General features: G+C 55.3%; 30 protein-coding genes. 12 read left to right on the plus strand and 18 right to left on the minus strand.

Annotated elements, in window-relative coordinates:
* Nucleotides 1–129: 129 nt before the first annotated feature.
* The 10 genes from SV253_10205 to SV253_10250 form a co-directional block, all read right to left on the minus strand.
* Nucleotides 130–1,110 (minus strand): deoxyhypusine synthase, encoded by a 981-nt coding sequence (locus SV253_10205; GenBank protein ID MDY6776421.1) that lies wholly within the window; start codon nucleotides 1,108–1,110, stop codon nucleotides 130–132.
* A gap of 79 nt (nucleotides 1,111–1,189) precedes the next feature.
* Nucleotides 1,190–2,251, minus strand: a complete 1,062-nt coding sequence (locus SV253_10210; GenBank protein ID MDY6776422.1) for a [LysW]-lysine hydrolase — start codon at nucleotides 2,249–2,251, stop codon at nucleotides 1,190–1,192.
* Nucleotides 2,252–2,266: 15 nt separating this feature from the next.
* The gene (locus tag SV253_10215; GenBank protein ID MDY6776423.1) at nucleotides 2,267–3,436 is read right to left on the minus strand and encodes an aspartate aminotransferase family protein; all 1,170 of its coding nucleotides are present in this window, start codon (nucleotides 3,434–3,436) and stop codon (nucleotides 2,267–2,269) included.
* Nucleotides 3,429–4,241, minus strand: a complete 813-nt coding sequence (locus SV253_10220; protein ID MDY6776424.1) for an acetylglutamate/acetylaminoadipate kinase — start codon at nucleotides 4,239–4,241, stop codon at nucleotides 3,429–3,431. The genes SV253_10215 and SV253_10220 overlap by 8 nt, the downstream gene beginning before the upstream one ends.
* Complete coding sequence (gene argC / locus SV253_10225; protein MDY6776425.1) at nucleotides 4,238–5,260, minus strand: N-acetyl-gamma-glutamyl-phosphate reductase; 1,023 nt, start codon at nucleotides 5,258–5,260, stop codon at nucleotides 4,238–4,240. The genes SV253_10220 and argC overlap by 4 nt, the downstream gene beginning before the upstream one ends.
* Nucleotides 5,247–6,122, minus strand: a complete 876-nt coding sequence (lysX, locus tag SV253_10230) for a lysine biosynthesis protein LysX (protein MDY6776426.1) — start codon at nucleotides 6,120–6,122, stop codon at nucleotides 5,247–5,249. Before lysX ends, argC begins: the two co-directional genes overlap by 14 nt.
* A 4-nt stretch (nucleotides 6,123–6,126) precedes the next feature.
* Nucleotides 6,127–6,300 carry a lysine biosynthesis protein LysW gene (gene lysW, locus SV253_10235; GenBank protein MDY6776427.1) on the minus strand — a complete coding sequence of 58 codons (174 nt, stop codon included), beginning with the start codon at nucleotides 6,298–6,300 and terminating at the stop codon, nucleotides 6,127–6,129.
* A gap of 17 nt (nucleotides 6,301–6,317) precedes the next feature.
* Nucleotides 6,318–6,728 (minus strand): Lrp/AsnC family transcriptional regulator, encoded by a 411-nt coding sequence (locus SV253_10240; protein MDY6776428.1) that lies wholly within the window; start codon nucleotides 6,726–6,728, stop codon nucleotides 6,318–6,320.
* A 170-nt stretch (nucleotides 6,729–6,898) separates the two neighbouring features.
* A complete protein-coding gene (gene arcC, locus SV253_10245) occupies nucleotides 6,899–7,834 on the minus strand; it encodes a carbamate kinase (protein ID MDY6776429.1) in 936 nt (311 codons plus the stop codon).
* A 15-nt stretch (nucleotides 7,835–7,849) separates the two neighbouring features.
* Nucleotides 7,850–8,239, minus strand: coding sequence for an FxLYD domain-containing protein (locus SV253_10250; GenBank protein MDY6776430.1), 390 nt, complete (start codon nucleotides 8,237–8,239; stop codon nucleotides 7,850–7,852).
* A gap of 159 nt (nucleotides 8,240–8,398) precedes the next feature.
* Between SV253_10250 and SV253_10255 the strand changes: the two genes are divergently transcribed.
* From SV253_10255 to SV253_10270, 4 genes are all read left to right on the plus strand, one after another.
* Nucleotides 8,399–9,268 (plus strand): RIO1 family regulatory kinase/ATPase, encoded by an 870-nt coding sequence (locus SV253_10255; protein ID MDY6776431.1) that lies wholly within the window; start codon nucleotides 8,399–8,401, stop codon nucleotides 9,266–9,268.
* 589 nt (nucleotides 9,269–9,857) lie between these two features.
* Nucleotides 9,858–10,025: a DUF5786 family protein gene (locus SV253_10260; protein MDY6776432.1), complete on the plus strand. Its 168-nt coding sequence runs from the start codon at nucleotides 9,858–9,860 to the stop codon at nucleotides 10,023–10,025.
* Nucleotides 10,026–10,088: 63 nt separating this feature from the next.
* The gene (locus tag SV253_10265) at nucleotides 10,089–10,550 is read left to right on the plus strand and encodes a hypothetical protein (GenBank protein MDY6776433.1); all 462 of its coding nucleotides are present in this window, start codon (nucleotides 10,089–10,091) and stop codon (nucleotides 10,548–10,550) included.
* Nucleotides 10,543–11,556, plus strand: coding sequence for a tyrosine-type recombinase/integrase (locus tag SV253_10270; GenBank protein MDY6776434.1), 1,014 nt, complete (start codon nucleotides 10,543–10,545; stop codon nucleotides 11,554–11,556). Before SV253_10265 ends, SV253_10270 begins: the two co-directional genes overlap by 8 nt.
* A gap of 21 nt (nucleotides 11,557–11,577) precedes the next feature.
* On the opposite strand, the gene SV253_10275 is transcribed toward SV253_10270, so the two are convergent.
* The gene (locus SV253_10275; GenBank protein ID MDY6776435.1) at nucleotides 11,578–11,910 is read right to left on the minus strand and encodes a hypothetical protein; all 333 of its coding nucleotides are present in this window, start codon (nucleotides 11,908–11,910) and stop codon (nucleotides 11,578–11,580) included.
* Nucleotides 11,911–11,987: 77 nt separating this feature from the next.
* Between SV253_10275 and SV253_10280 the strand changes: the two genes are divergently transcribed.
* Nucleotides 11,988–14,153: an acetate--CoA ligase family protein gene (locus SV253_10280; protein MDY6776436.1), complete on the plus strand. Its 2,166-nt coding sequence runs from the start codon at nucleotides 11,988–11,990 to the stop codon at nucleotides 14,151–14,153.
* On the opposite strand, the gene SV253_10285 is transcribed toward SV253_10280, so the two are convergent.
* From SV253_10285 to SV253_10310, 6 genes are all read right to left on the minus strand, one after another.
* Entirely contained in the window at nucleotides 14,144–14,581 is a 438-nt protein-coding gene (locus tag SV253_10285; protein MDY6776437.1) for a sensor histidine kinase, read from the minus strand. The genes SV253_10280 and SV253_10285 overlap by 10 nt on opposite strands.
* Complete coding sequence (locus SV253_10290) at nucleotides 14,578–15,678, minus strand: GAF domain-containing protein (GenBank protein ID MDY6776438.1); 1,101 nt, start codon at nucleotides 15,676–15,678, stop codon at nucleotides 14,578–14,580. The genes SV253_10285 and SV253_10290 overlap by 4 nt, the downstream gene beginning before the upstream one ends.
* Nucleotides 15,679–15,743: 65 nt before the next feature.
* Nucleotides 15,744–15,944: a hypothetical protein gene (locus tag SV253_10295; GenBank protein MDY6776439.1), complete on the minus strand. Its 201-nt coding sequence runs from the start codon at nucleotides 15,942–15,944 to the stop codon at nucleotides 15,744–15,746.
* 44 nt (nucleotides 15,945–15,988) lie between these two features.
* The gene (locus tag SV253_10300; GenBank protein MDY6776440.1) at nucleotides 15,989–16,345 is read right to left on the minus strand and encodes a rhodanese-like domain-containing protein; all 357 of its coding nucleotides are present in this window, start codon (nucleotides 16,343–16,345) and stop codon (nucleotides 15,989–15,991) included.
* 57 nt (nucleotides 16,346–16,402) lie between these two features.
* Complete coding sequence (locus SV253_10305; GenBank protein MDY6776441.1) at nucleotides 16,403–17,005, minus strand: phosphatidylserine decarboxylase; 603 nt, start codon at nucleotides 17,003–17,005, stop codon at nucleotides 16,403–16,405.
* 121 nt (nucleotides 17,006–17,126) lie between these two features.
* Nucleotides 17,127–18,485 (minus strand): transposase, encoded by a 1,359-nt coding sequence (locus SV253_10310; protein ID MDY6776442.1) that lies wholly within the window; start codon nucleotides 18,483–18,485, stop codon nucleotides 17,127–17,129.
* Nucleotides 18,486–18,580: 95 nt separating this feature from the next.
* Here SV253_10310 and SV253_10315 point away from each other — a divergent pair, with 95 nt between their 5' ends.
* From SV253_10315 to SV253_10335, 5 genes are all read left to right on the plus strand, one after another.
* On the plus strand, nucleotides 18,581–18,724 hold the full coding sequence (locus SV253_10315) for a hypothetical protein (protein MDY6776443.1): 144 nt from the start codon (nucleotides 18,581–18,583) through the stop codon (nucleotides 18,722–18,724).
* Nucleotides 18,725–19,038: 314 nt separating this feature from the next.
* Nucleotides 19,039–19,908: an ABC transporter ATP-binding protein gene (locus SV253_10320; protein ID MDY6776444.1), complete on the plus strand. Its 870-nt coding sequence runs from the start codon at nucleotides 19,039–19,041 to the stop codon at nucleotides 19,906–19,908.
* Between the two features lies 1 nt (nucleotide 19,909).
* Nucleotides 19,910–21,709 carry an ABC transporter permease subunit gene (locus tag SV253_10325; GenBank protein MDY6776445.1) on the plus strand — a complete coding sequence of 600 codons (1,800 nt, stop codon included), beginning with the start codon at nucleotides 19,910–19,912 and terminating at the stop codon, nucleotides 21,707–21,709.
* Nucleotides 21,699–22,769: an ABC transporter permease gene (locus SV253_10330; protein ID MDY6776446.1), complete on the plus strand. Its 1,071-nt coding sequence runs from the start codon at nucleotides 21,699–21,701 to the stop codon at nucleotides 22,767–22,769. Before SV253_10325 ends, SV253_10330 begins: the two co-directional genes overlap by 11 nt.
* A gap of 41 nt (nucleotides 22,770–22,810) precedes the next feature.
* Complete coding sequence (locus SV253_10335) at nucleotides 22,811–22,990, plus strand: MJ0042-type zinc finger domain-containing protein (protein MDY6776447.1); 180 nt, start codon at nucleotides 22,811–22,813, stop codon at nucleotides 22,988–22,990.
* Nucleotides 22,991–23,002: 12 nt separating this feature from the next.
* Here SV253_10335 and SV253_10340 read toward each other — a convergent pair whose 3' ends face one another.
* Entirely contained in the window at nucleotides 23,003–23,635 is a 633-nt protein-coding gene (locus SV253_10340; GenBank protein ID MDY6776448.1) for a hypothetical protein, read from the minus strand.
* A 106-nt stretch (nucleotides 23,636–23,741) separates the two neighbouring features.
* Here SV253_10340 and SV253_10345 point away from each other — a divergent pair, with 106 nt between their 5' ends.
* The gene (locus SV253_10345) at nucleotides 23,742–25,007 is read left to right on the plus strand and encodes an argininosuccinate synthase (protein ID MDY6776449.1); all 1,266 of its coding nucleotides are present in this window, start codon (nucleotides 23,742–23,744) and stop codon (nucleotides 25,005–25,007) included.
* Between the two features lie 205 nt (nucleotides 25,008–25,212).
* On the plus strand, nucleotides 25,213–26,526 hold the full coding sequence (locus tag SV253_10350; protein MDY6776450.1) for an APC family permease: 1,314 nt from the start codon (nucleotides 25,213–25,215) through the stop codon (nucleotides 26,524–26,526).
* Nucleotides 26,527–26,836: the final 310 nt, after the last annotated feature.

Consider the following 26,836-nt stretch of genomic DNA (forward strand, 5'->3'; position numbering starts at 1 on the left):
CAAAAAGCTCTGCTTTTTGAAGACCCCGAGGCACTCTCGCTGTATCTCTGTAGACTGTCTCGGGTGCCGAGTAGAATTTCTCTCATGCTGTCATACTCCGAGGAGGTGAAGCAAGGCAGTTCTGTGAGTCTACTTCTTAAACGCGCTAGCAACGAGTAGAGGGAATACGAGTGTCGCCTCTGCTTCGACCTGTGTGTAGTTGGTCTGTTCCTCCTTTATCTTTCCCCAAGAGACAGCCTCGTTGGGTGGTGCTCCCGACAGCGATCCGTCGCCCTCCATTCCCGTGGATATGTAGACGACGTAGTCGGCTCCGCCTCTGAAGAGGTTGGTCATTATGGCGTGGTGTTTCGGGACTCCGCCCCCGACCGCGATCAGACCCGTCTTTTCAGCGAGTAAGCCGTCCTCGATGAGCGAGTCGTAGTCGTCGAGTATCTCGATTCCGACCTCCGAGTCGTAGCTCTGCCGGTAGAAGTAGAGGAAGTTGCCGACCTCGGCGTCTGTCAGAGCGGGACAGTAGACGGGGACGTCGTTGTCGGCGGCTTGTTTGAGAACTGAGTCCTCGTCGTCGAGGGTCTCGCCGAGCTCACGAGCGAACTCGGTGGGTGTCCTGACCTTCTCCTCGGCGAAGAAGTCGTCGAAGAAGTCGTAGAGGTACTCCTCCAGCCAGACGTACCGATCCGACGGGACGAAGATATTTCCCAGACGGTTGATGCCCTTTTCACGTAGCTCCTCCTCGTCTGTCTCCCACTCTCCCATCTTGAACGGCATCTCGGTCTTGATGACGTCCTCGGTCAGCGATCCCGAAGTCGTGATAACGACGTCGACGTACCCCTCTCGGACGAGATAAGCGACTGTCTCACGTAGCCCCGACGAGATGATGTTCGAGGTAAACGTGAGATAGACCGTCGCGTCCTCTTCCTGCATACGTTCGGCGATATCAATTGCTTCTGCTAGCTGGGTTGCCTGGAACCCCGTCGTAGCGTAAGCATCGAGCATCTCACGGAAGTCGAACTCGCCACGGAAGTCGTATCCACGTACGTCGGGGGTACTGATCTCCTCGTCAGTCCCGGGAAGGACGTGTTCACGGGAGTCAGAGTCGTCTTTATCCATGTAGGCGGTACGTCGCCCAGCGGTTTGAATATCTCGAAATGGATGGAGTAGATACGAGAGCAAGAGCGGGAACCAGAAGCTACGCCAGATTATCCACGGCGTTCTCTATCACGTCGACTGCGTTCCTGAACTCGGCTATCTCTATGTGTTCGTCGGGGGTGTGGTCGAGGTTCGAGTCGCCGGGTCCGTAGGTCACCATCGGACAGTCCCACGACTCGGCGAAGACGTTCATGTCACTCGTCCCCGTCTTGACCGAGAGACCCATGTCGCCGTCCTCGTCACGTATCGACCGCGTGAAGGCACGCACGACGGGGTTCGATCTGTCAGCCATAACGGGCTCCGTCGACTCTCCGAAGTAGAGGTCGCCGTCTCCGACGTGTTCCCTGACTTCGCTCTTGAGTTCGTCGACAGAGTGGCTCGGAGGTATACGTATGTTGCCACGGAGCTCCGACCTGAGTTCGAAGCCGTCGGAGTCGGACTCTATGTTGGTGGGCTTAGCCTGTAAACTCCGGAAGCCGTCCTCGTCGTCAGCGACTGTCTTGACGGCGTTCCAGAAATCGATGACGTCCTCTATCGCATTAACACCCGGACGTGCTGTATGTATAACCTCCCCGGTGACACGGTAACGCAGACGGAGTATGCCACGGTATCCGAGTGTTACCGTGTCCCAGCCCGACGGCTCGCCGTTTATGAGGAAGTCGGGCTCTTCGCGGTTCTGTGACAGGTACCGCGCTCCGCGTCCTGACTTCTCCTCCTCGACGACTGCCGCGACGGTGATACGTCTGTCGGTATCAGTCTCGGCGTGGCGCGCCGCTCCGAGTATCATCGAGGAGAGTGGACCCTTGGCATCGACAGTCCCGCGTCCGTACATCTTACCACCCTCTATGCTCACGGGAATCTCTCCCGGAACCGTGTCCATGTGGCTCGTGAGGAGTATCTCGTCGGAACTCTCGTCTTCTGTGTTTCCGACACTCGCTATGACGTTCCCTACCGAGTCGGTCTCGACCTCGAACCCCATCTCTGGAAGCTCTTCGAGTAGGTAGTCACGTGCCTCGCCCTCGTTCTCTGACGGGCTGTATCTCTCTACGAATCCCTTGAAGAACTCAATCTCCTCGTCGGAAGATAATGAGACGGATGTCATCTTCTTGTATTTATATTACAGAACTTCTTCGATCGTCTCGACTACCCTGTCGACGTGTTCTTCCTCGACAGTAAGGGGGGGAAGGAACCGTATCACGTTGACACCCGCCGAGAGTGCGAGTATGCCGTTCTTCGCAAGCTGAGACAGGTACCGTCCGCTTCTTCCCCTGACCTGGACGCCGACCATCAGACCCTTCCCACGTACGTCGACTATCCTGTCTGAGTCGAGTCCTTCTATCCCCGAGGTGAGACGTTCCCCCATCTTCTTCGCGTTCTCGGCGAGGTCGTTCTCGACTATGTAGTCGAGAGACGCACGTGCCGCCGCCGAGGTCACGGGGTTTCCACAGTAGGTTCCGCCGTGGCTTCCCTTCGGTATCTCCGCCATCTCTTCTGTGTAGACGACTGCGCTTATCGGAGTGCCCCCTCCGAGCGACTTCGCCGTCGTCAGAGCGTCGGGGGTGACGTCGTAATGCTCGTGGCTCCAGATCTCACCCGTCCTTCCGAGACCCGCCTGTATCTCGTCGAAGACGAGGTAAGCGCCGTGGTCGTCACACAGGTCACGCGCCGCTTCTAAGTACTCCTCGTCGGCGGGGTATATGCCGCCCTCGCCCTGTATGGGTTCGAGGAGTACCATCGCAGTCTCGTCGTCGACAGTCTCCTTGAGGTCGTCTACGTCGTTGTAAGACGCGAACTCGAACTCGGGGACGACGGGCTCGAAGGGCTCCCTGTACTTCGACTTCCACGTCGCCGATATAGAGCCGTAAGTACGTCCGTGGAAACCTCTCTTCGCGGCGACTACCTTCCGGCTGTCGTCGTCAGTCGACCCCCTCGCGAACTTGATAGCGGTCTCGTTCGCCTCGGTTCCGGCGTTCGTGAGGAAGACCTTGTCGAGAGCCTCGGGCGTGATCTCGACGAGACGTTCCATCAGCTTTCCTCTCTCGGGGGTGGCGTACGAAGCCTGTGTGTAGGTGAATCTCTCCGCCTGTTCCTTTATCGCATCGACTACCTCGGGGTTCGAGTGTCCGACCGCCATCACTCCGTACGACGCTCCGAAGTCGAGGTACTCGTTTCCGTCGTGGTCGTAGACGTAGACGCCGTCACCCGACTCCACGGTTATGGGCTTCTTCGAGAAGACTCCCTCGTATCTCTTCTCCCTCTGAATTATCTCCTGGCTGTCGTCAGTCATTCTTATTAGTGAATACAGTTCCGTTTCCTTCGAGTGCTTGAGTCACGGGTGACTCTACGTTCGCCGATGCGAAGACGACTTCGGTCGCTCCCTTGTCGAGAGCCTCACGCGCCGCCATGACCTTCTTCTTCATCTTACCCTCGGCGTACTTCTCTATGACGTCGTCTATCTCGTCGTAGCCGACCTCCTCGATCAAGCTGTCTTCGTCGTCGGGGTCACGCAGAAGACCCGGGACGTCGGAGAGTATGGCGAGACGGCTTCCGAGTGCTCCCGCGACTGCCGCCGCCGACCTGTCGGCGTCTGTGTTGACAGCCGTACCCTCGTACGAGATCATGGGAACCGAGACTACGGGGGTGTAGCCGGCGTCGAGATGCATAGAGAGGAGTTCGTCGTTGACCTTCTCTATCTTGCCCGAGTGATCCCCTCTCATGACCTTCTTCCTGCCGTCTTCCTTGACTATCACGGTGTCCTTTCTCTCCCCCTCTAGAAGACGTCCGTCGACTCCCGAGAGACCGACTGCGTCGACACCGCGTGACTGGAGCCCCTCGACGAGGTCGGTGTTTACGAGACCGGGCATAGCCATCTTGAAGATCTCCATCGAGTCCTCGTCTGTGAAACGTCCCTTGACTCCCGACGCGCTCGTGACATACGTCGGCTCGGTTCCGAGCCTCTCGTGGAGCCCGTCGACTACACCGCTTCCACCGTGGACGACTACGAAGCTGTCTTCTTCTATACCGGCTAAGTCGTCGAGGACGTTCTCGGGATCTACGCCGCTCGTGCCACCTATCTTGACTACGAATGTCATACTGGATGTAGTCCCGTGTGTTCTAACCCGGCTGTCTCGTCGAATCCGAACGCGATGTTCATGTCCTGCACAGCGGTTCCCGCGCTTCCCTTCATCATGTTGTCTATCGCGGAGAACGCCACCACGCGACCATCTCCGATCTCGAATCCGACGTCACAGTAGTTGGTTCCCTCGACTATCTTCGGCTCGGGGTATCTGTAGACACCGCGGCGCGAGTTGGCTATACGTACGAAGGGTTCGTCGGAGTAGGTCGACTTGTAGGCTCTCTTGAGGTCAGCCTTTGATACGTCTTCCTCGGGGAAGACATGTGCCGTCGACGCTATTCCACGCACTAGCTCTATGGCGTGGACGGTCATGCTCACGTCGAGCCCCGTCTCCTGGGTGATCTCCGCCTGGTGTCTATGGCTCGTCGGAGCGTACGGACGTACCGTCCTTGACCTCTCGGCGTGGTGCGACGCCTTGTTCGCGCTCGCTCCTCCCGCGCTCGAACTCGTCTTGACGTCTAGTACGACGTTGTCGTCTTCGTCCACGATATCCTCCTCGACGAGAGGATAGAGACCGAGTATCGCCGCAGTCGCGTTACAGCCCGGCGCGGCGATGAGGTCGGAGTCGCGGATATCTTCCCTGTAGAGCTCGGGTATCCCGTATACGGCGTCGTCGAGAAGATCCGTGTTGGGATGCGGGTCGTACCATCTGTCGTAGTCGGCGGGGTCGTCGAGACGGTAGTCGCCGCTGAGGTCTATTATCTTCTCGCCGTATTCGAGGAGGTCGGGAAGCTCCTCCATCGTGTAGCCGTGGGGAGTTGCTGTGAAGAGGACATCTACCTCTTCGAGGTCGTCCGGACTCGTGAACCTCAGGTTAGTCTTCCCCCTGAGGTTGGGATGTAGAGTCTCGACTGTCGCCCTCTCGTAAGACCGTGACGTGACCTGGCTGACCTCTACCTCGGGATGCTCTACGAGAAGACGGAGAAGCTCTCCGCCCGTGTATCCGCTTCCGCCTATGATGCTAGCTTGAATCATAATTCTCCTCTATGTAGTCGACGTACTCCGACGCGACGTCTATTCCGGTCGCCTCGGTGAGTGCCTTGAACTCTAAGCTGTGGTTGACCTCGTGGACAGTGTATCCGTCGTCGGTCTCCATTACATCGACCCCTAAGACGCCTCCACCGACTGCTTCGGCTGCGTCGAGGGCGACTTCTTCGAGTTCGTCGGTGACATCGCAGTTCGAAGCCTCGCCCCCTCTCGCGGCGTTCGTGATCCATTCGTCGCTCGAACGGTAGATCGCTCCCACGATCTCGTCTCCGGCTACGATCACACGTATGTCACGTCCCGGCTTGTCGACGTAGTTCTGTATGTAGAAGACAGAGTGCTCGTAATGACCGAGGACGTCCTTATGTTCGAGGACTGCCTCCGCCGACTCGGGGTCGTTTATCTTCGCCAAGAGACGTGCCCACGAGCCTATAACGGGCTTGACTACTACGGGGTATCCCATCTCGTCTATAGTATCGAGTGCCGAGTCGATGGTGAACGCCACTCTCGTCTCGGGGGTCGGCACGCCGTTCTCAGTCAGAGCGAGCGAAGTCTCGACCTTGTTTCCACAGACGCGTGAGACCTCATATCCGTTGAGGGTCGGCACTCCGTACGACTCGAAGAACCTCACCGAGTAGAGCCCGCGCGAGTAACTTATCGCACGGTTGACGACGACGTCGAGGTCTTCTACATCTACGTCTACGTCAGCTCCCTCGATCCCCGATGCTCCGCTCAGTCCCAGAGAGACGTCGCGCGTGTCTATCTTGACGACGTCGTGTCCTCTGTCCCTCAGCTCGTTGAGGAGTAGCTTCTCGTCCTTACGTATACGGGAATAAAGGAAGCCGACCTTCATCTAACTACTCTCCCCAGTCCTCTTCGAGTTCGGGTGCCTCTATGAGGTCGAGAGGATCTGTGTCTGCGACCTCAAGCTCAGCACCGCACTCGGTACAGTCTATTATCTCTCCGCGCTCTACCTCCCATTCTGGCTCTACCTCTGCTCCACATACGGGGCATTCTACTTTCTGTGTCATTCTTGTCACCTGTATATCTATATTTTCTCGTCTAGTATAAGACGTGTTCGTGTCGAGACGGTCTCGTCGAGCTTACGCAGCCGCGTCACGAGGTCGTTGACCTCCGAGGTATCTGAGACGTCGACTACGACTATGAGATCCTCGTTTCCGCTGATCTCCCAGACGAAGTCTACGCCCTCCCAGTCGACTATCTCGTCCGAGACCTTCGAAGTCTCGACGTCTATGTCGACCTCGACCTCTATCATAGCGCGTACGTTTCCGACACTCGTCGAGACCGTGAAACGGCGTATCACGTCTTCTTCTCTGAGGCTCCGGACGCGGTTGCGCACTGTACCCTCCGAGGTTCCGACCTCCTCGGCTACCTCTGTGAAGGGCTTGCGTGCGTCGTGTTTGAGTACTTCGAGTATCTTACGGTCAGTCGCGTCCATCGTCTCTTACAGACGAGACGTCGGCTTAGAACATGAAGCTTACGAACTTCGTAAAGTCTTCTACGAAGACGAAAACGCAGTACGTAGACCAAAACCCTTCTGTCACTCCCACTCTCAACTGAAACAGTGACAACATACTGAACTATATATTTCACTCAGTTTCATAGGCATCAGTCAGTCTCAGACTTCTTTTCGAACTTCGAAGACGACACACTAGTCCCTACTTTTCCGCCTTCGATAGCCGCCGAGAGACCCTCAGGGGTCGTTATCACACCTCTCTCTCCGCCCCTCTCTACGAAGTCGGCACACGCTTCTACCTTGGGCATCATGCTACCCTCTCCGAACTCCCCCTCTCGTATATGTCGTCTGGCTTCCTCGGGGGTCATCTCCTCTATACGTCTCTCGTCATCGGTTCCGTATCCGAGATAGGCGTACTCAACGTCTGTGACCGACACGAACACCTCGGCGTCGAGACACGTAGCCATAAGACTCGACGTCTTGTCCTTGTCGACCACAGCCTCGACGCCTCTCAGACCTCCGTCCCTCACGACTGGTACTCCTCCACCCCCACAGCAGATGACGTGCGTGCCGGCTTCGACGGCTCTCGTAATTTCGTCTGACTCGACTATCTCGACCGGGTCGGGGGACGGAACCACCCTTCTGTAGGTGTCTCCCGTCTTCACGGTCTCGAACTCCTTCTCGCGCGCCTCTTCCTCGGTGTAATCCGGTCCCACGGGCTTCGTGGGGCTGTCGAAGGCGGTGTCGTCGGGATCTACGACAGTCTGTGTGAGAAACGTCACGAACTCCGAGTCGGTCTCAACTGCGTTGTCGAGCTCCTGCTGAAGGAGGTAGCCTATCTGTGCCTGTGTCTCCGCCACCAACACGTCGAGGGGCATCCCGGGAGTCTCAGACCCCTCCTGCTGGAGCATCAGACTTCCCACCTGTGGACCGTTTCCGTGTGTCACTACGGCTCTGTGCCCTTCTTCTATCAGACTCGCTATCTCGGACGCAGTCTTCCTAATCTCCTCCCTCTGTTCCTCGACAGTCCCCTCCGCTCCTTTTCTGAGGACTGCGTTTCCACCGAGTCCTACTACGACTGTTTTCATATAGCGTTATTTAATTTAAACGACGGCTTTTACTGATGTCGACGAGACTTCTGCGGCTTTCTCGCCCTTCTCGGGGAACTCGACCCTGAACTCCCACGTCTCTCCTGCTTCGAGCGTAGACCTCGATGTCTCGGACTCGCCGAGCACAGTACCCCTGCTGTTGGTGAACTCGACTACGATACTCACGTCGTTGAGTCTACCTCCGATCACGTTCTCGGCGACGCCCGTGACTGCCATAGTCTCGTTGGGTGTTCCCTCGTTCTCGTGTACGTACTCTATGTCTCCGATGTCTATCTTCTTCTGACCTCCACCGCCCGAACATCCTGCGACTGAGACTGTGGCTGATGTGGCTACTACTCCGACGAAACGTCTTCTCGTTATATACTGTGTCACTGTGTAACGCACCGGTTTCCACCGCGGACTCTGAGGTTATATATCTAAGTCAGACGTGTGTCGCATCTCCGTGTTACTGAAGCCCGTTTCTATATAGCGGCATAGGATTTAAACGAGCCACAGCCGTCGTCTTTCCGAACTCTCTATACGGTTCGACGAATAAATCCGGCTGTGGCTCGTAACATAGCACCCGTATTCACTCAGCTTGAGGACAAGGACATACGCGTTCTCAACGCAGTCGAGAGAGGCATGAAGTCCTCGGAGTGGGTTCCCGAGTCCGAGATCGCGGGTCTCGCGCGTCTTCCACCCGAGGAGACCGAGTACCGTATCAGCAGACTTGAGGACAGAGAGCTAATAAGGGGTGAGACGGTTCAGTACAGGGGATACCAGCTTCTCTTCGCGGGATACGACGTACTCGCTCTCAACAGCTTCGTAAAAGCCGATCAGCTTACTGCGATGGGTGCGAAGGTCGGCGAGGGGAAGGAGAGCGTCGTCTACGAGTGTAAGAACGACGACACTAACCTCGTGGTCAAGCTCCACCGTGAGGGCTACTCGAGTTTCCGTGAGGTCGACCGTCACAGGGAGTACACAGCTGACAAACACCACGTAAGCTGGATGTACACTGCGAGGAAGGCAGCCGAGAAGGAGTACGACGCACTCGTCGACCTCCACCCCGATGTCTCCGTTCCTAAGCCAGTCGACCACAGCAGACACGCCGTTCTCCTCGAACGTATGGAGGGGATCGAACTCAGGAGAGCCGACCTTGACAAGCCACGTGTCGTCTTCGACGCCGTCGTAGCCGAGCTGTCGAAAGCTTGGGAGAGTGGCTACGTACACGCAGACATAAGCGAGTACAATATCTTCGTCTCGGGGAGTCAGATATGGATCTTCGACTGGCCTCAGACTGTCGAGACACACCATCCACACGCCGAAGAGCTTCTGAGACGTGATCTCAACAACCTCGTAAGCTACTTCTCACGTACCTACCCGAAGACGGAGTTCCCTGCCGTCGAAGACGTTATAGAGACTGTACGTGGCTGATACAGTTCGAGTTCTCCTCTAACTCCTTTCTGACCTCTGACCCCTTGACTCTGAACCTCTTTCTCTACTCGTGTCCCCTGACTCTGAGCTTCTTTCTCTACTTGTGTCTAATCCGTACTTTGTGCTGTTTAACCGTAATATCTAATATTAGGAAGTTATCTTAGGACACTAAGTACTGGTTTAACCCAACTTCTAACATTAGATAGGGGTTTGTGTCGGAGAACCTCTGAGATCCGCGAATCATAGGTCTCGTGAACCGAGGATTCACGACCAAGTACGTAGATCTTTGATTTGCTTTACCGTGAAGCCTCGGAAACACCCAACTTCGAGGTACCAATTTCTGAATCTCCCCGGTCTCGTAAAACCAGTTTTCGACCTCTATCAGTAGGGGGTTCGACGGTGTCGAGATGGATAATCCGTATTTGAGAATTACCGAATTCTTGTGCCAAACTCTCTGAGAGACTGGCTCGTCTGTCTGCCCCTATACACGGCAGATAGACGCTACATAAATCTTATTCCGCTATACAGACTCTCTGTATTTCCCAACTACTTACTGTATAGAGAAGATACGTGTATACGGTGAAAACAGATGGGGTTTGGATCTTATGACGAGAGTGAACAGGAGAATCAGCAGGGAGAGATAGAGACCGATGAGGACGAGATAATCACCACGGAGTCGTACGACGGCGAGGAAACCGTGGAAGCGGAGAGTGCCGACGAACTCCTCGAAACCTACAAGCAGAACAAAGGCAACTGACTCTTCTTCTTCTACCTAACGTCTGACAAAGATATATTAACTGTCTAATGTTAGATGGGTCTGATGTCAGACACCTCGAAGTCGAACGAAAAGGACTGGGAGAACGGTCTCAAGAGCGAGCCCGTGACTACGTATGTGAGTCACGAGACGAAGGAGGTCTGGAAACAACACGCCGAAAACCTCGATACCACACTCAGCCGTTTCGTAGAGATGATGGTAACTGCGGGGAGGTCGATGCACAAGGATACTGCGCCCGAGGGGTACGAGGACTCGGATCTCGTCTCGGCGAACCGAGAGATTCAGGCTCTCAGAGACAGAATCGAGGAGATTGAGTCACATCCTGAGTCGGCTGATCCCATAGATGTCTATACGTCTCTCGACGAGGGCTATGTCACCGTAGACGGGATATCCGAGTCGATGGAGTACTCCGAGTCGGAGGTATATGAGGCACTCCAGACACTACTCGACGAGGAGGTCGTCGAGTACGACCCCATGAGAAACGCATATAGGAGGACGGATGCGTAGGATAGGCACCCAAGACCCGCTCGACGAAGTCGAGGGTCTTGAGAACCATGACTTCATCTCCTACTTCATCGACGACATGGAGGCATACGGCAAGTCGTCGTCGACTCTTTACGAGTACGAACGTGTTCTGCGTGACTTCGATGACTTCACTGACACCCACCACTCACGTGCTTCGAGACGTGACTGCATGGGCTATATCTCCGAACTCCGTAGTCGGGGACTCTCAGCGTCGACGGTCTCTACTTACGCTTCGTATCTCCACAGGTTCTACTCTTATCTCGTCAAGGCGGACGAGTTCCCCCACTCTAACAACCCGATGGCTCTCGTCACTGAGGAGATGAGCGAGGGAATAGACAAGAATCCCCAGAGACGTGAGCTTTCTGTCGCCGAGGTCTCCAATTTCCTCAAGACAGTCAACCATCCGAGGGACAGATGTATACTCGTCACCCTCTTCAAGACGGGGATGCGCGCGGGTGAGCTTTCGAACCTCAAACTCGAAGACATCTCACTGACTACTGACCTCAACGATGAGTTCGGTCTGGGTGCAAACGCGCGTCTGAGTCGGAACTCGCTCCTTGTCGTTAGCGACAGAGACGGAAACAAACGTCTGCGTGACACTCTGATTCCCATCGACGACGAGCTCAGGAAAGAGCTCGTGAGATGGCTGCGTGTGCGTCCCGAGAATGACTCGGACGCCGTCTTCGTCTCTCTCAGCAGGGCGTCCGAGACGGGAAGTCTCAGCCCTGAGGCGGTCTCTTCCCTGATGAGGAAGTACACCCAGCCCTACGGCTGGTGGGAGAAAGGCAGGGGGCTCGAAGAGAACGTCACCCCACATTACTGCCGCCATTTCTTCACGACCCATCTCAGAGAGGCTTCAGGAGACGACGCCCTCGTCAAGTACCTAAGGGGAGATGTCGGCGGAGACATAATCGAGACCTACACCCATCAGTGGGGTGACAACGTCCGTGAGAGCTATGAGAAGTACATATACCGTCTCGTTTCCTGAGGTATATGTCTCCCATAAACTCTATTTCGCTATACTGAACACGGTGACTGTGACGAGACAGACGACGTATCCCACGACGAAGCCGATGGCAGCCGGTACCAGAGAACCCGAGAGACCGAGAGAGAGTCCCGAGAAGAGACGTCTCAGACCCACGAGAATCCAGATGACCTCGAAGACGACGCCGATTCCGACGAGTGCTACGACTCCGTAGACTGCGTATCTCACGAGACGGAGAACCTTCTTTATCTCGCGGTACTCCTCTGAGACTTCCTCCAGAGATCCGAGGACGAGTTCCGTGACGATGAAGGCGAGTCTGTACACTGTCGAACGTGAGCCTGAGCCGTCGTGGGTCATGCTCCGGTGTATAAAGACTCGGATGACTTCTACCTTTCGTCCGTATATTTATGTTCTGCCGACACGAGTTACAGCCGATGGGTAAGCTCTCGAATCTCTTCTCGCCTTCACGTGTCGCAGTAATTGGAGCGACCGAAAGAGAGGGGTCTGTCGGACGTGTGGTGACACAGAATATACTCTCCGATTTCGAAGGGGAGGTGGTCGCTGTCAATCCCAACAGGGACGAGGTTCTCGGACTTCCGACTTACACCGACGTCGGCTCCGCTCCGGGTGAGATAGACCTCGGCGTCGTAATAGTACCCGCTCCCGTGGTTCTGGAGGTTCTCGAAGAGATGGGGGAGGCTGGCGTCACGAACGCCGTCGTAATAACTGCGGGGTTCTCGGAGGCGGGCGACGAGGGGAAGGCGAGAGAGGAGAGGCTGAAGGAGATCGCCGACGAGTACGGAATCAGCCTCGTAGGTCCTAACTGTATAGGAATCGTCGACACCGAATCGGGTCTAAACACGACCTTCACACAGGTGAGGTACTCGAAAGGCACGACTTCGTTCCTGAGCCAGTCGGGGGCTCTCATAGGTGCAGTCCTCGAATGGGCTCCTTCTCACAACATGGGTTTCAACCAGGTCGTCTCTCTCGGCAACAAGGCTGTACTCGACGAGACCGACTTCATCGAGGACTGGAGTGACGACCCCGACACCGACGTAGTGATGGCATACCTCGAAAGCATCGAGGACGGGAGGCGTTTCATCGAGAAGACACGTCAGGCTGTGACCGATACCCCCGTAGTCGCTCTCAAGGCGGGTAGGTCGGAGAAAGGGTCGAGAGCGGCGTCTTCACACACGGGTGCTCTCGCTGGGAGCGATGAGGCGTACGACGCCGCCTTCAGACAGTCGGGAGTCATAAGAGCTGAGACACTTCTCGAACTCTTCGACTACAGTGACACGCTCGCCGATCAGCCGGTTCCCGAGAAGGACGGCTTAGCAGTGGTCACCAACGGTGGAGGTCCCGGGGTCATAGCCACCGACGCGGTCAGTGACTCGGTCGTCTCGTTCGCTGATCTGAGCCACGAGACCGTCGACTACCTCGAAGACCGTCTCCCCGACTCGGCTGTCGTTGAGAATCCTCTCGACATAATAGGAGACGCAGACGTAGACAGGCTGTCTGACTCACTCGATGCAGTTCTTGGAGATCCTGACGTCGGCGGTGCTCTCGTCATAGTCACTCCGAACGGAGTCCTCGACTACGGAGAAGCCGTCGATCCGATAGAGGAAATCCAGAGACGTCACTCGAAGCCTGTAGTGACTTGTATGATGGGATCCGACGACGAGACGAGCCAGAGGCTGAGTCAAGCTAACCTCCCCGACTTCTTCGACCCTGAGAGAGCGGTCGGGAGCTACGAGGCTCTTGAGAGGTACAGACGTATAAGACAGAGATCCCGGGAGGAGAGACAAGTCACGGAGTTCGACGTCGACGACGAGAGGGCACGTGGGATAATCCGCGAAGCCGTCGAGGAGGGTCGTAACCGTCTCGGCGTCGAGTCGATGGAGATACTCGATGCCTACGGGATACCCACTCCCGACGGCACCGTCGTCGAGACAGCCGACGAAGCCGACGAGGCGGCGCGCAGTATCGGCTCCGAGATTCTCGTCCTCAAGATAGTCAGCCCAGACATAAGCCACAAGACAGACGTCGGCGGTGTCAGAACGCGTGTCTCCCCAGACGACGTCGGAGATGTCTTCTCGGAGATGGTCGAGGAGGTTCGAGACAGACGTCCCGAAGCCGAGATAGACGGCGTTCTCGTACAGGAGTCGGTCGACGTCTCGAAGGGCGAGGAGGTCATAGTCGGTGCGAGAAGCGATCCTCAGTTCGGTCATCTCCTCGTGTTCGGTCTCGGTGGCGTATTCGTCGAGGTCTTCGAGGACGTCTCCTTCCGTGTCCCACCTGTCACTCGGCGGGAGGCGGAGGAGATGACACGTGAGATCAGGTCGGCACCCCTCCTGAGAGGTGCGAGAGGACGTGATCCCCTCGATACCGACGGTGTCACCGAGGTCATACAGAGGATGTCACAGATGGTGACCGAGATCGATGCGATCGAAGAAGTCGAGACCAACCCCGTCTTCGTGGGAGCCGGCGGCGTTCAGAAGTCTTCTATCTCTGATTCTGAGGACGTCAGCCGAAGACTCATGGACGTCGTCGCACTCGACTTCCGTATGACAGTCGCCGACGACGAGGGCGGCTATGAGTAGTCGTCGGTGTCGGGGTGTTCCGTCTTCTCGTCTCTGAGACACATCCTAACCACGGTACCTCTCGGCTCTTTCTCCTCAAAACTTATCTCTCCCATGGATCTCTTGACTATCCAGTTGACGAGCCAGAGTCCGAGACCGCTTCCGTGGTAGAGGGGCTCTATGTTCTGTTCGTCGCCGAGAACACCGACGTCTGACTCGGGCACCCCGGGTCCGTTGTCCGAGACTCTTATCTCGACTTTTCCGTCGGAGCTATCGACCTCCTCGGGTGGCGACCTGTCGGAGATTATCTCGACTAGCTCGCGTTCCTTGTCGGTAGTCTCAAGCAGACGGTCTCCGACGTCGCGTATCTTCTCGGCGTACTTCCTCTCGTCTTCTGTCAGAGTCTCTGACTCAGAAAGCTCCTCGGCGTAGCCGAGTATTATGTTCATCTTATTGTGCATGTTGTGGCGGAGGACGCGGTCGAAGACCTGGAGATGTTTCTGTCTCTCCTTGAGCTCGGTGTTGAGGACTCTGAGCTCCCTTTCCCTCTTATCTTAATACGGTCGAGTGCCGCCTTCGCGTTTCTCGCAAGTGTCTCGACGAAACGCACGTCTGAGTCGTCAAAAGCAGCCTTGTGTGTCTCACCGACGCTCACTGTTCCGTATCCATCTATCGGGACGTACATCACCGATCTCACGTCTTTCCTGTCGTACTCCGTCTCGGCTTCACGTATGTCGTCGAAGACGTATGTCTCCGACTCCCTGTACGCTTTCCCAGCAAGGCTGTCGTGTACAGGATACGTCGGCGTGTCGCCTCTGACCTCCTCTGTCTTAGAAGTCGAGGAAGCAATCACGAGGTCTTCTTCTTCGGCGAAGCGCACTCCGTTTGCGGGGAAGCCGAGTACGTTCTTCGTAGCCTCGACTATCCTCTGAGCCACCTCGTCGGCGTCGTCGGCGTCTATGATCTTACGCGTTGTCTCGTGGAGGCTCGTGAGTATATCCTTGCTCCTCTGTAGTCTCTCGACGTTTTTCCTCTGGTCTATGGCTAGCTTGAGAAGAGCCGCGACTGTCTTTCCTGCGTTTACGGTGTGGTCGTCGTACTCGACTTCCTTGCTCGGGTCGGGTGCTCCTGTTCCTATGAGTCCGTGATCTCCCACGGGAATCATTATCCCCGACCCCACCGGGAGTTCGGGATGAACCTCGCCGACGTCGTAGATACTTATGCCGTCACTCTCGAACTGATCCCATTCCAGGTCGTGTCTGCTTATCTCTCTAGGCGCGAACTCCTCCGCCGACCCGGTCGCTTTTACGAGACTCAGACGTTCTTCCTCCTCGTCACGTATCCAGCAAGCACCGAAAGGCAGATCGACTATCTCAGTAAGAGACCCCACGGCGATTTCACACAGCCTGTCGATGTCTTTCACCCCGTCGTCCTGGAGCCTCCGCGCCGCCTCGTAGACAGACCTGACGGTCTTACCCGGATCTGCGTCGAAGTCTGTGCCCGAGTCAGAGCCTGAGGACTGTCCCCCCGAGCCTTTATCCCTCATATGACACCGTTCCTACAACCCTACACGACTGAGGGTAATAGATTTTTGGGGAGTTATAAGGGGTCTCAGGCAATCTCGCCGAAGGAGCCGAAGTACCTGTCGAGTGCTGCCTCGACCGCCTCGTCTTCGTCGTCGAAGTCGTCGAGTGCCTCGCTCAGAAGCTCGAGGAAGTAGGAGTCGTTGACGAGACGGCTCGCGTTACGTCTCGTGAGTCTGCGTTCCTCGTCGGGGTTTCGGCTTCCCTCGGTGTCTGTGTTCTCCTTCATCCTCTGCGCCCTAAGTCTTCCTTGTTGAAGAAACTGTCTGTGGTTTACACTAGATCGGCTTCGGGATCGCCTTTAGTTTTGTAGAGTTCGTCCCAGGCGGTTATGCCGCCTTCGAGGTTGTAGACTTCGTCGAAGGCGTCGAGGTTTGAGAGGAAGTCACAGGCGTCCTGGCTTCTCGATCCGCTGTGGCAGTAGACGAGGAGTTTGTTGCCTTCTATCTCGTCGACCCTGTCGGGGAGTATTTCGACGGGTATCAGATGGTCGACGCCAGGTATCCGTTTCCACTCGTACTCGTCGGGGTTTCTGACGTCGAGTACGAAGAAGTCGTCGTCCTCGACCATCTCCTTTGCGTCGTCGGGTGTTACGTCGTTGAAGCTCTGATCCTGTGTTATCTCTTTCATATTACAACTGTAGTACCACAGCCATATAAGTCTTACCACCACTGGGGAATGGTGGTGCTATCTCAGCGCAAGGATCGACTCGCCCGCTCTGACTCTGTCACCCTTCTCTACTTCGAGGTCTTCGCGCGAGTAGGCTCCCGGAAAGACGACGTCGACGCGTGAACTGAACGCTATCATTCCTATGCATTCGCCCCTTTCTATGGAGTCACCCTCTTCGACGTAGGACGTCACCCGTCTCGCGACTGTGCCCGCTATCTGTACCGTCTCTAACTCTCCGTCCGGGGTCTCGAACCGTGTTACCACGCGCTCGTTTCTCTCGCTCGACTTCGAGAAAGCGGGAAGATGACTTCCGTCTATATGTGTCTGTGAGACGACCCTTCCGTCGAGAGGAGCTCTGTTGACGTGGACGTTGTGGAGGTTCATGAAGACGCCGACGCGGAGCCTTCCCTCCTCCTGCCTCACGACTGAGACACGTCCGTCGGCGGGAGAGACGACGCCCTCGTCAGGCACGTCACGGTCGGGGTCTCTGAAGAAGGCGGCGACGAGGAAAGGCAGGACGACGAGAGACAGGCTTATGAGCGAGTCCCAGAACGGCACCGCGACGAGTGGGAGACAGCCCAGTAGAATCCATCTCAGGGAGCCTTCTGCTAGTCTCGGCATTTAAGCTTGAGACGTCGACTCGACGGTTAAGGATTTCCGTCCACTAGTGTCAACTACCCCACCCTACTTCGCTCGGTCTGACGACCACGTCTCAAACTCTACGAGTTTGAGGGCTCGGAAATCAGAGATTTCCGAACGCTCGTTGAGAATGGGGCTTGTCCATGTACTCAACCTCTAACCTCTCGGTGGAGGAACTATCCTCACTCGGTTTCAGTGTACCGGACTTAAGGGCAAGTTGACACGTTGCCCGTCCGTCGTCTGACTTTTGCACACGACGGACGTGTTGCGAATCGTTAGATTCGCATACGTCTGCAAAGCTTTGCTTTGTAACATAACGAAGACCGACATTCTTAGAAGCGTTGTAGTCTGCGTCTACCGAATACCCACACTCTCGACACTCAAAGTCGTGTTTCGTCCTGCGGTTACTTCGGTCGGTGTGTCCACAGCGAGAACAAGTCTGACTCGTGTACTCTGGATTCACCGACTCGACAGAAACGCCGTACTCTTCGGCTTTGTACTCCACGAACGCGACGAACTGATTGAACGCCCACTGTTGGAACTTCGGGGCGTTCGAGATACGCTCACGGATGCCGTCAAGCTCCTCGAACACGATAGTAGAACAGTCGTGGCGTACAGCCTCTTCCACGACCTTATTAGTCCACTCGTGGAGCCTCTGGCTACTCCACCGGCTGAAACGGTCGCCCATACGCTCTATGACCTCGTGAGCGCGACGTGAACCGTTCTGTTGGAGTGACGCACGTCTATCTTCGTACTCGTCGCGTTCGTGGTTGATATGGTCGCTTGAACCTACGAACCGTCCCGTAGAGGTGACGGCGAAGCTACCTGTGCTGTTCAGATCTACACCGAGAACCGTTCGCAAATCTTCAATCTGCGAGCCATCGAAGCTCCCGCTTCGAGACGTTCCGCTCTCGGTTTCTCCTACGTCCTCTTCTTTCACGACTGAGATATGCAGGTAGTAGTCGCCGTCCCTGTGGTGTAGCGTTGCTTCTTTGCGTTCCCACTCTTCGGAAAGGTACTCTGTCTGAGGGTTGTCACCCGTTTCGTCTATCACGAAGTCGGCTTGTACGCGTCCGTCTACGGTTGCGAGAGTACAGCCGTCGTCGGTGTACGTAACGGTTCGGTAGTCGTAGGCGACGAACCAACTCTGGAAAGTGGGTTTCGTGGCTTGTTCACCCTCTTTCCACCGGCTGATTACCTGTTGTAGACTGTCTACGGCGTAGTCACGCGCCTTCTGTATCAGTCCGGTGTTGAGTCCCGTCCTTTCCTTGATGTCGTCGTAGGTCTGTTCGTGTAGCCACGTCTTGCGGGTGTCTATGTGACCGTCGTCGGTTCGGTTGTTCCACGCGTAGTCTACGGTGTACTGACATGCTTCTCGGAACGCCCTGAACGTCTCTCGTAGGCGTTCCTCGTCGGAGCCGTCAACGTCAAGCTTGACCTGTACAGTACGCCGTAGCTCCATATTTATGTATTATATCTCTACTTACTTAGCTCTTGTGGGGTAATTTACCCACTCAAAGCACTAAGGCTTAAGTAGTGGTGGTCTATATCACCACCATGGCAGAAGTCAGAATACAAAATCCAGACATACACGAAGAGAAGACAGCAGATGGAAAGGGTCGTGTATATTTGGGCAAAGATTATGAGAACAGGAAGGTCAGAATAGTGGTGGAAGTAGTTGACGACGAACCGGAAGAGTAGGAGTTGACGGGCTGTCCCAAAATCTCCGATTTTGTTACCGACAAATTCTTCGAATTTGTGACTGTATCTCCACCCTACTCACTCGCTACTCTCATCTGTAAATCTTTGATTTACAGGGCATGACGAGACGCGAAGCGTCTCGTTGCAACCGAAAACGCGTAGCGTTTTCGAGGACACGCGAATCCAAGATTTGCTCCCGTCCCGAGATCTCCGATCTCGCGGGCTCGCTAATCGGAGATTAGCGAACGGTTCGTAGAGGGTGGAGTCTTAGCCCTGCCAAAAGATAAAATACTCCGACCACGTATACGGATTAGATGATTGAGGCAGACGGGCTCCGGAAGGAGTACGGTGGATTCGTGGCTGTCGACGGTATCTCGTTCTCGGTCGACGACGGTGAGATATTCGGGATAATAGGACCCAACGGCGCGGGGAAGACTACGACCTTAAAGATGGTCTCGGGTCTCGTCGAACCTACGGCTGGGAGCGCGAGGGTCGCTGGATACGACTCCGAGTCGCTCGACATGAGGTACCATCTCGGCTACCTCCCCGAGGAGTCGCCGCTCTATGAGGACATGACTGCGGTCTCGTACCTCAAGTTCTTCGCCGACCTCTACGACGTTCCGAGCCACGCCGCCGAGGAGAGGATACATGAGACACTCGACCGTCTCGACCTCGAACACCGCGACAGGAAGATAGGCGACATGTCTAAGGGTATGAAGAGGAAGGTCGCCATAACACGGTCACTTGTCAATGACCCCGATGTTCTGATATACGACGAGCCGGCGAGCGGTCTCGATCCCCTCACGACTAACTACATAATCGAGTTCATGCGTGACCTCCGCGACGAGGGAATGACAATGATCTTCAGCGCGCACAACCTCTTCCATGTCGAGGAGATCTGTGACCGAGTCGTAATTCTCAATGAGGGTGATGTAGTCGCACGTGGCACACTCGACGAGATACGTGACGACTACGGCGGAACCGAGTACCACGTCTACTCGACCGTCGACGTTGAGGGACGCGAGACGGAGACGGAGGACGGCAGGTACAGGATAGTCCTCGACTCGATGGACGGCGTCGAGGCACTCCGCGACGAGATCCACGCCGAGGGCGGCGAGATAGACGACATACGTACACACGAGCCGAGCCTCGAAGAGATATTCCTCAACGTAGCGAGGAGGTAATGTGAGGCTCTCGAAGATACTCCGTATATCCAAGTGGGAGGTCACGAAGTCGACGGGCGACATCGACAGACGCACCGGTGTTCTCGTCCTACTCGGTGTCTTAGCCGTCGGGGCTCTCGTCCTCGGATACGTCCAGGCGGGAGCCGTCCTCGATCAGGGGATATACCGTGTCGGAGTCTCGGAGGACTCCGAGTACTACGAAGCCGTCGAACTCTCCGACCGTCTCGTGGCGAGAGAGCCGAGTATCAAGAAGGTCAGAAACGGTGATCTCGACGTCTCTATAGACCAAAACGGCGACATCCGTTACCACGACTCGAAGAAGGGGAAGGCTGCGGTATCGGAGCTCAGGAGCGCGGTACAGAACTACAACCGCTTACTCATGTCGAGGGAGGCAGACGAGGGGAGGGGAGTAGCCGCTTTTCCCGTGAGGGTGAACCTCCTCTACGTCAACCAGAATATCACAGTCGGAGGGGGTGACACAGGAGACGGAGCCGGTGGTGGTGGCGGGGGAGCAACCGGCGGAGGAACGGGTGGTGGAACAGGTGGTACAGGCAGTGACACGGGTCAGACCCCTGTGCCATCCGTCTCGGGAGGCGGCGGATCGAACATATTCGACTCGAACGAAGGAGCCACGACGCCCTCGGGAATATCGCCTCCGTTCCCGTTCGAGTCACTCATACTCGCGTTCGCCTTCATAGTCCCGATGAACTTCATCATACAAGCTTACGCGAGTAGCATGATAGACGAGAGGATAAACAGACGTGGTGAGCTACTCCTGATCTCCCCCGTCACGAGGTTCGACGTGATAGCGGGGAAGACTCTTCCCTACTTCGTCGGCATGCTCGGAGTTGCCTCGCTCACTGCGGGAGGTATAGGCTATATTGCGGGCGAACTATCGGCTCGGTCGGTGGCTGTGATGGTCTCAGCCGTCGTTCCCGTTATGCTCGCCTTCCTCTCGACTTCGTTCGTAGGAGCGATGTTCTCCCGGTCGTTCAAGGAGCTCACCTTCGTGACAGTCTCCATAAGTGTCTTCCTCACCGCATACGTCTTCATACCCGCTATATTCACCGACGTCCATCCCATCGCCGTGATATCGCCCATAACACTCGTCGTAAATGTCTTAGAGGGTAGCTCGGTCGCTGTCTCCGACTACGTCTTCTCGACAGTTCCGCTCTACCTCACCTCGGGAGTCCTCTTCGCACTCGGAGGTGGGGTCTACCGCGAGGAGGATATGTTCACTCAGCGTCCCGTGCCTCTCAAGGCACTCGACTCGGTGGCGAGCCTCATCTACCGACGTCTCAGCGTCTTCAAGCTGAGTATACTCCTCATACCCTTCGTCTTCGGAGCCGAGCTACTCGGAATTGCTACGCTCTTCGCGCTCCCCGTCGGTGTCTCCGTTCCCGCACTCATGGTTATGATAGCCGTGATCGAGGAGGTCGCAAAGAGCGTCCATATCTACGCGGGCTTTGAGAAGTCCTACTTCGAGAGAACGCGGCGCGAGGCGGTCGTACTCGGAAGTCTGAGCGGCTTCGGCTTCTTCGTCGGCGAGAAGATAACTCTCATCACTCAGCTTGTCGGACTTCCGAACCTCGAACTCGGACGTGCAGCCTTCGGAGGACATCCCGGGCTTCCGACCGCACTCGGTCTACTCCTCGCGCCGCTCGTCCTCCACGTCGTAACTGCGTCAGTCTCGTCGCTCGGTGCGTCGCGCGGAAAGAGAGGATACGCGATAGGTCTCGCGGGAGCCGTCGTGATACACGCAGTCTACAACATAACGGTGGTGACTACACTTGGGATTTAAACAGGTACTCACGGTAGCTAGACGTGAACTCTCGTCGCTGAGGAGCGAGAAGACAGTCGTCCTCGCCCTCATGATACAGCTCTTCATAGCCGCTTTCTCGTCTTTCCTCGTCGTGGGTCTCGTCTCGATGTATAGCCCCGACGCCGTCGGGGACAGCGGCTTCACGGTCGACTTCGGGGTCACGGGTGACGCTGCCGACGACGTAGCGCGTGCGATAGACGACGAGGACGGCTGGAGGGTCTCGGAGTACGAAAGCTACGAGGCGGCTATGTCGGAGTTCAGCCGGGGTGGTCTCGACGTAGTCCTCGACACCTCACGTCTCGAAAACGGACGTATCGAAATCACGGCTGTCGTCCCCGACTCCAGCATACGTACGACCCTCATCGTCGTACAGGCGAAACAGGCTCTCCAGACCGTCGAGAGGAGCCAGAGAGCCGAGATGAGTTCGACCCTCGAACGTCAGCCGGTTCCCCTTCCTGAGAAGGTCGGATCGAGCCCCTACTTCGGCTTCACCTACACGGTTCTCATACCACTCCTGATGTTCCTCCCAGTCTTCATAAGCGGGAGCATCTCGTCCGACTCGATCACTGAGGAGTTCGAGAGGGGAACATTCGATCTCCTTAGGACGGCTCCGATCTCCGAGAACGAGATAATCGACGGCAAGATGGCGGCTATGGCTGTCCTCTCGCCCGTACAGGCGGCGGTCTGGCTCGGACTCCTACGTTTCAACGGCACTACCGTCGTGCGTCCCTTCCTACTCGTCACCGTCGTCGCCGCATTCTCCGTGATAACCGTGACCGCGGGCTCAACCGTCGCACTCCGGTTTAGAGACAGGAAGAAGGCACAGTTCATCTACTCCGTGAGTCTCATGCTGATATTCGGCGCGCTCCATCTTGACCTCGGCGTCATACCCGAGTCACCCACCAACACCGTCGCGAAGCTAGCTATGGGTAGCTCGACACCCGAGACGTATCTCATGGTCGCCGTCTACGCCGTTCTCGCAGTAGTGGGCTATCTCGCCGTCAGACGCGGTCTCGTCCCCTCGGTATCCGAGTCTTAACAACGAATAGATACTTATTCGATGAGGACAACCTACGGAGTATGCAGGAAACCTGGGTAAACGTCGAATGTAACAGCTGTGGAGAGACTTGGGAGGTAAAGGTCTCACAACTTCCCTCAGAAAACGGTGACTTCAGATGTAAGGAGTGTGGCAACGAGGCTCCCGTCAAGGAGTTCCTCAAGACGGAGAAGGATCTCGAAGTCTACGACGAACTCAAGTAGTACCGACTCATATCACACCGCGTCGACTGCGGTCTCAAGTAGGTCGAGAGCACGTACGGCGTCGTCTCTCTCTACGACTATTATCGTCTCAGTGTAACACGAGGTGATGTCGACTATGTTTATCTCCTCCGACATGAAACGTGATATCATGTACGACAGAACACCTGAGACATCGGTGATCTCCTCGGGCGACTCGACGACGATACCCGTGAGGTCGTGTCTCTCCTCGACGACCTCGCCCTCGCCGTCCTCGATACCCTCCCTGACCTCGTCGGCGTAGGTGTCGTCTGTGACTACCGTGGTGTAACTTCTCCCACGAACGAGATGGAAGAAGCCCGACTCTATACCCAAGTCTCCCACACGTGTCGCCGTGAAAGAGACTACGTTTCCCCTCAGAGAGACCCTCGAACCGCCGAGCACCTTTCTTACCCTCTCGACGTTCTCGACGCCGTCTTCAAGCTCGTCGCCGTACCGTCTCAGTGCCGTCGTCACCGCCTCTATGTTGACGTCCCCGCCGACCTCCTCCTCGACCTCGGGCTTTATCTTCCTCGCTAAAGCGCGGTAGTTGACGACGCCCTCACGGAGACAGTCGAGCATATACGGGTAACGCGAGACTACATCACGGCAGTCCTGTGCGAGTGACATACATGTAGTACGTCATAACAGACTAAAATACTGTGGTTTTGAACTATATAAGTCATTAACGACCCAAATACAAAGACTTTAGTTCTTTTACGTCTTAGACTGAGGTATGACAGAGACGGATACACGTAAAGCAGTCCTCGCCTTCTCGGGAGGTCTCGACACGAGCGTCTGTGTTCCCCTTCTCAAGGAGGAGTACGGATACGACGAGGTCATTCCCGTAGTCGTCGACGTCGGACAGCCCGAGGAGGACATGGAGGAAGCCTACGAACGCGCCGAGGAGCTCGACCTCGATCTCCGTGTCGTCGAGGCGAGCGAGGAGTACGCCGAGGAGTACATACTCCCCCTCATAAAGGCAAACGGAAGCTACGAGGGTTACCCGATGGGCACCAGCATAGCGCGTCCCATCATAGCGCGCCACTGTCTCGATATAGCCCTCGAGGAGGACGCCGACGGTCTCGCACACGGCTGTACGGGAAAGGGCAACGACCAGCTCAGATTCGAGGCGGTCTGGCGTGAGTCCGACCTGGAGATAATTGCCCCGATGCGTGAGAAGAACCTCACTCGTGAGTGGGAGATAGAGTACGCACAGGATCACGGCATGAGCGTCCGAGCGACGAAGGAAGAGCCGTGGTCGATAGACTCGAACCTCTGGAGCCGTTCGATAGAGGGAGGAGAGCTCGAAAACCCGTCGAACGAGCCTCCCGAGGAGATCTTCGAGTGGACGGCGTCTCCCGTCGATGCCCCCGACGAACCCGATGTAGTCGAGATAGAGTTCGAGGAGGGCAGACCCGTCGCTCTAAACGTCGTCGAGGAAACCTCGACTGGCTCTCAGACTCCGTCCGAGAATGGGGAGATGGAGCTTCTCGAACTCATAAGGGAGCTACACGACGTCGCGGGGAAACACGGCGTCGGAAGAAACGACATGATGGAGGACCGCGTCTTAGGTCTCAAGGTGCGCGAGGTCTACGAGCATCCCGCTGCGACAGTCCTCCTCAAGGCGCACGAGGATCTCGAGAGCCTTGTCCTGACACGTTCACAGCTCAAGTTCAAGTCGGGGGTCGAGGAAGAATGGAGCGAACTCGCCTACAAGGGTCTCGTCAACGAGCCTCTCTATGACAACCTCAACGCCTTCATAGAGTCGACACAGGAGAACGTCACCGGAACCGTGAGGATCAAGCTCCACAAGGGAACCGCACGCGTCGTCGGACGTGAGAGTCCCTACGGTCTATACGGCGAGGAGATGGTCTCGTTCGACACGGGAAGCGTGACACAGGACATAGACCAGACCGACGCCGTCGGCTTCTCGAAGTACCACGGCATACAGGGACGGTTCAGGAAGAAGTTTAATACTGGAGGACATTCACAAAGTTAGTGAGCAAGATCAGATATTTTGTTTCAAAAATAGAGCAAGACTGGGATACAGATGTCTCTAAGAATACTGGGTATATGTTATTTCTTGTATTCTACTCGTAGAAACTATTTGTGTTCCAAGTTTTTGACTCTCCCATAAGGATCAGTAGTTGGATATGAGATGGATAACTAAACTTATTATTGGGGGATACTAGTAGAGTAGACACATGGGTAAAGAGCTAGGTCTGAAAGAGATAGTCGCCATGGGACTTGGAGGTATAATCGGCGGGGGAATCTTCGCAGTACTTGGTGTAGCTGCCAGACTCGCCGGGAATGCGGCGTTTCTGTCTTACTTCGTTGCTGGTCTAATAGCACTAGCGTCGGGCTACTCTTATTCAAAAATAACTGCTGAACTCGAAGAAGAGGGTGGATCGTTTACTTTTTTAGAGTACTATCTCTCAAACACGGACATAGCCGGAATGGTTGGATGGATGCTCATAGTTGGCTATATAGGAACAATGGCAATGTATGCCTATGCGTTCGGTTCATTCACGTCGGGTCTCATCGGCATGGAGTCCCCTCTCGCTAGAGGAGCTATCTCAGTAGGAGTTATCTTCCTGTTCGTGGCGGTAAATCTGTCTGGGGTCGAGAAGTCAGGGAGTTCGGAGGATATACTTGTCTATGGCAAGATTGCAGTCCTCTCCCTTTTTATACTAACCGGGATATGGGCAGTTGTAACCCGTCCATCGCTGTCATTTTTCCAGGGTGGACTGTTCAACAAGGGAGTTACGTCACCCATCACTGCTATAGGTGCCATATTCGTGTCGTTTGAGGGATTCCAGCTACTCACCTATGAGATCTCTGAGACCAAAGGAGGTATTCCAACACTCAAGAAAGGCATACTTTACTCAGTCGGAATCTCGACCCTGATATACGTCTTAGTGTCCGCTGTGACTACTAGTCTCGTCTCTCCAGAACAGATAATAAACCACAAAGAGACTGTCTTAGCTTTTGCTGCCTCAAAAGTGTTTGAGAACTCTCTGGCACGGACTGTCTTTACGTGGCTGGTGAGTGTTGCTGCGATCTTTTCGACGGCTTCAGCAATTAACGCCACCCTCTTTGGAACAGCTAAGCTCGCAGATAAGATTGCGACTGACAAAAAACTCCCCCAGATATTTTCCTTCAGGAACTGTAAAGGAGTCCCCTCCAGAAGCCTACTTATAGTAGGATCTTTATCTGCATTATTTACATTCATAGGGACTCTAGAGGAGATAACCACGTTCGCGTCTGTTGTGTTTATTGGTCTGTTTGGAGTAGTAAACACGATAGTTGTGGCTAAGATTGACCTCTCTGGTGCTATGAAGCTCATCCCTGCATTCGGAGTACTTGGGGCGTTTTCGGCTTTGGTTCTTCTAATATGGCATCTCTATACGACTAAGATCCATATGTTAATCTTTGTTGCGGGTATTTTCAGTACGATTATAGTAATAGAGTTGCTGTATTTCGAACGGGAAGAAATTGAAGACGGACTGCCTGGGTAACCTCCTCTAAAGCCTTAAAAAAACATCCATGGAACCAAGATTTCAGTTCACAAAAAGTCAGATTACCCTATCTGTCAGTATGAAACCAGACGTGCACACATGAAGTCGTCAAGGCATTCCTTGAAATGCTCGTGGTCGTGATGAACGTAAAATAGAGCGGCAGCACTCTCTTTTTTCAGATCCTTAGGTTGGTTGTTCATTCTGTCCGACATCACAGTCTATACTACTATTTAGAACTACATATATGTTTGGTATAGGTTGTCAACCAAGGAGCTAGAGCGGTGTTCACCTAATGACAATATCGTGCTTT

Origin of the sequence: Candidatus Afararchaeum irisae, from assembly GCA_034190545.1 — an archaeon.
In the GTDB taxonomy this organism is placed as follows: Archaea; Halobacteriota; Halobacteria; order Halobacteriales; family Afararchaeaceae; genus Afararchaeum; species Afararchaeum irisae.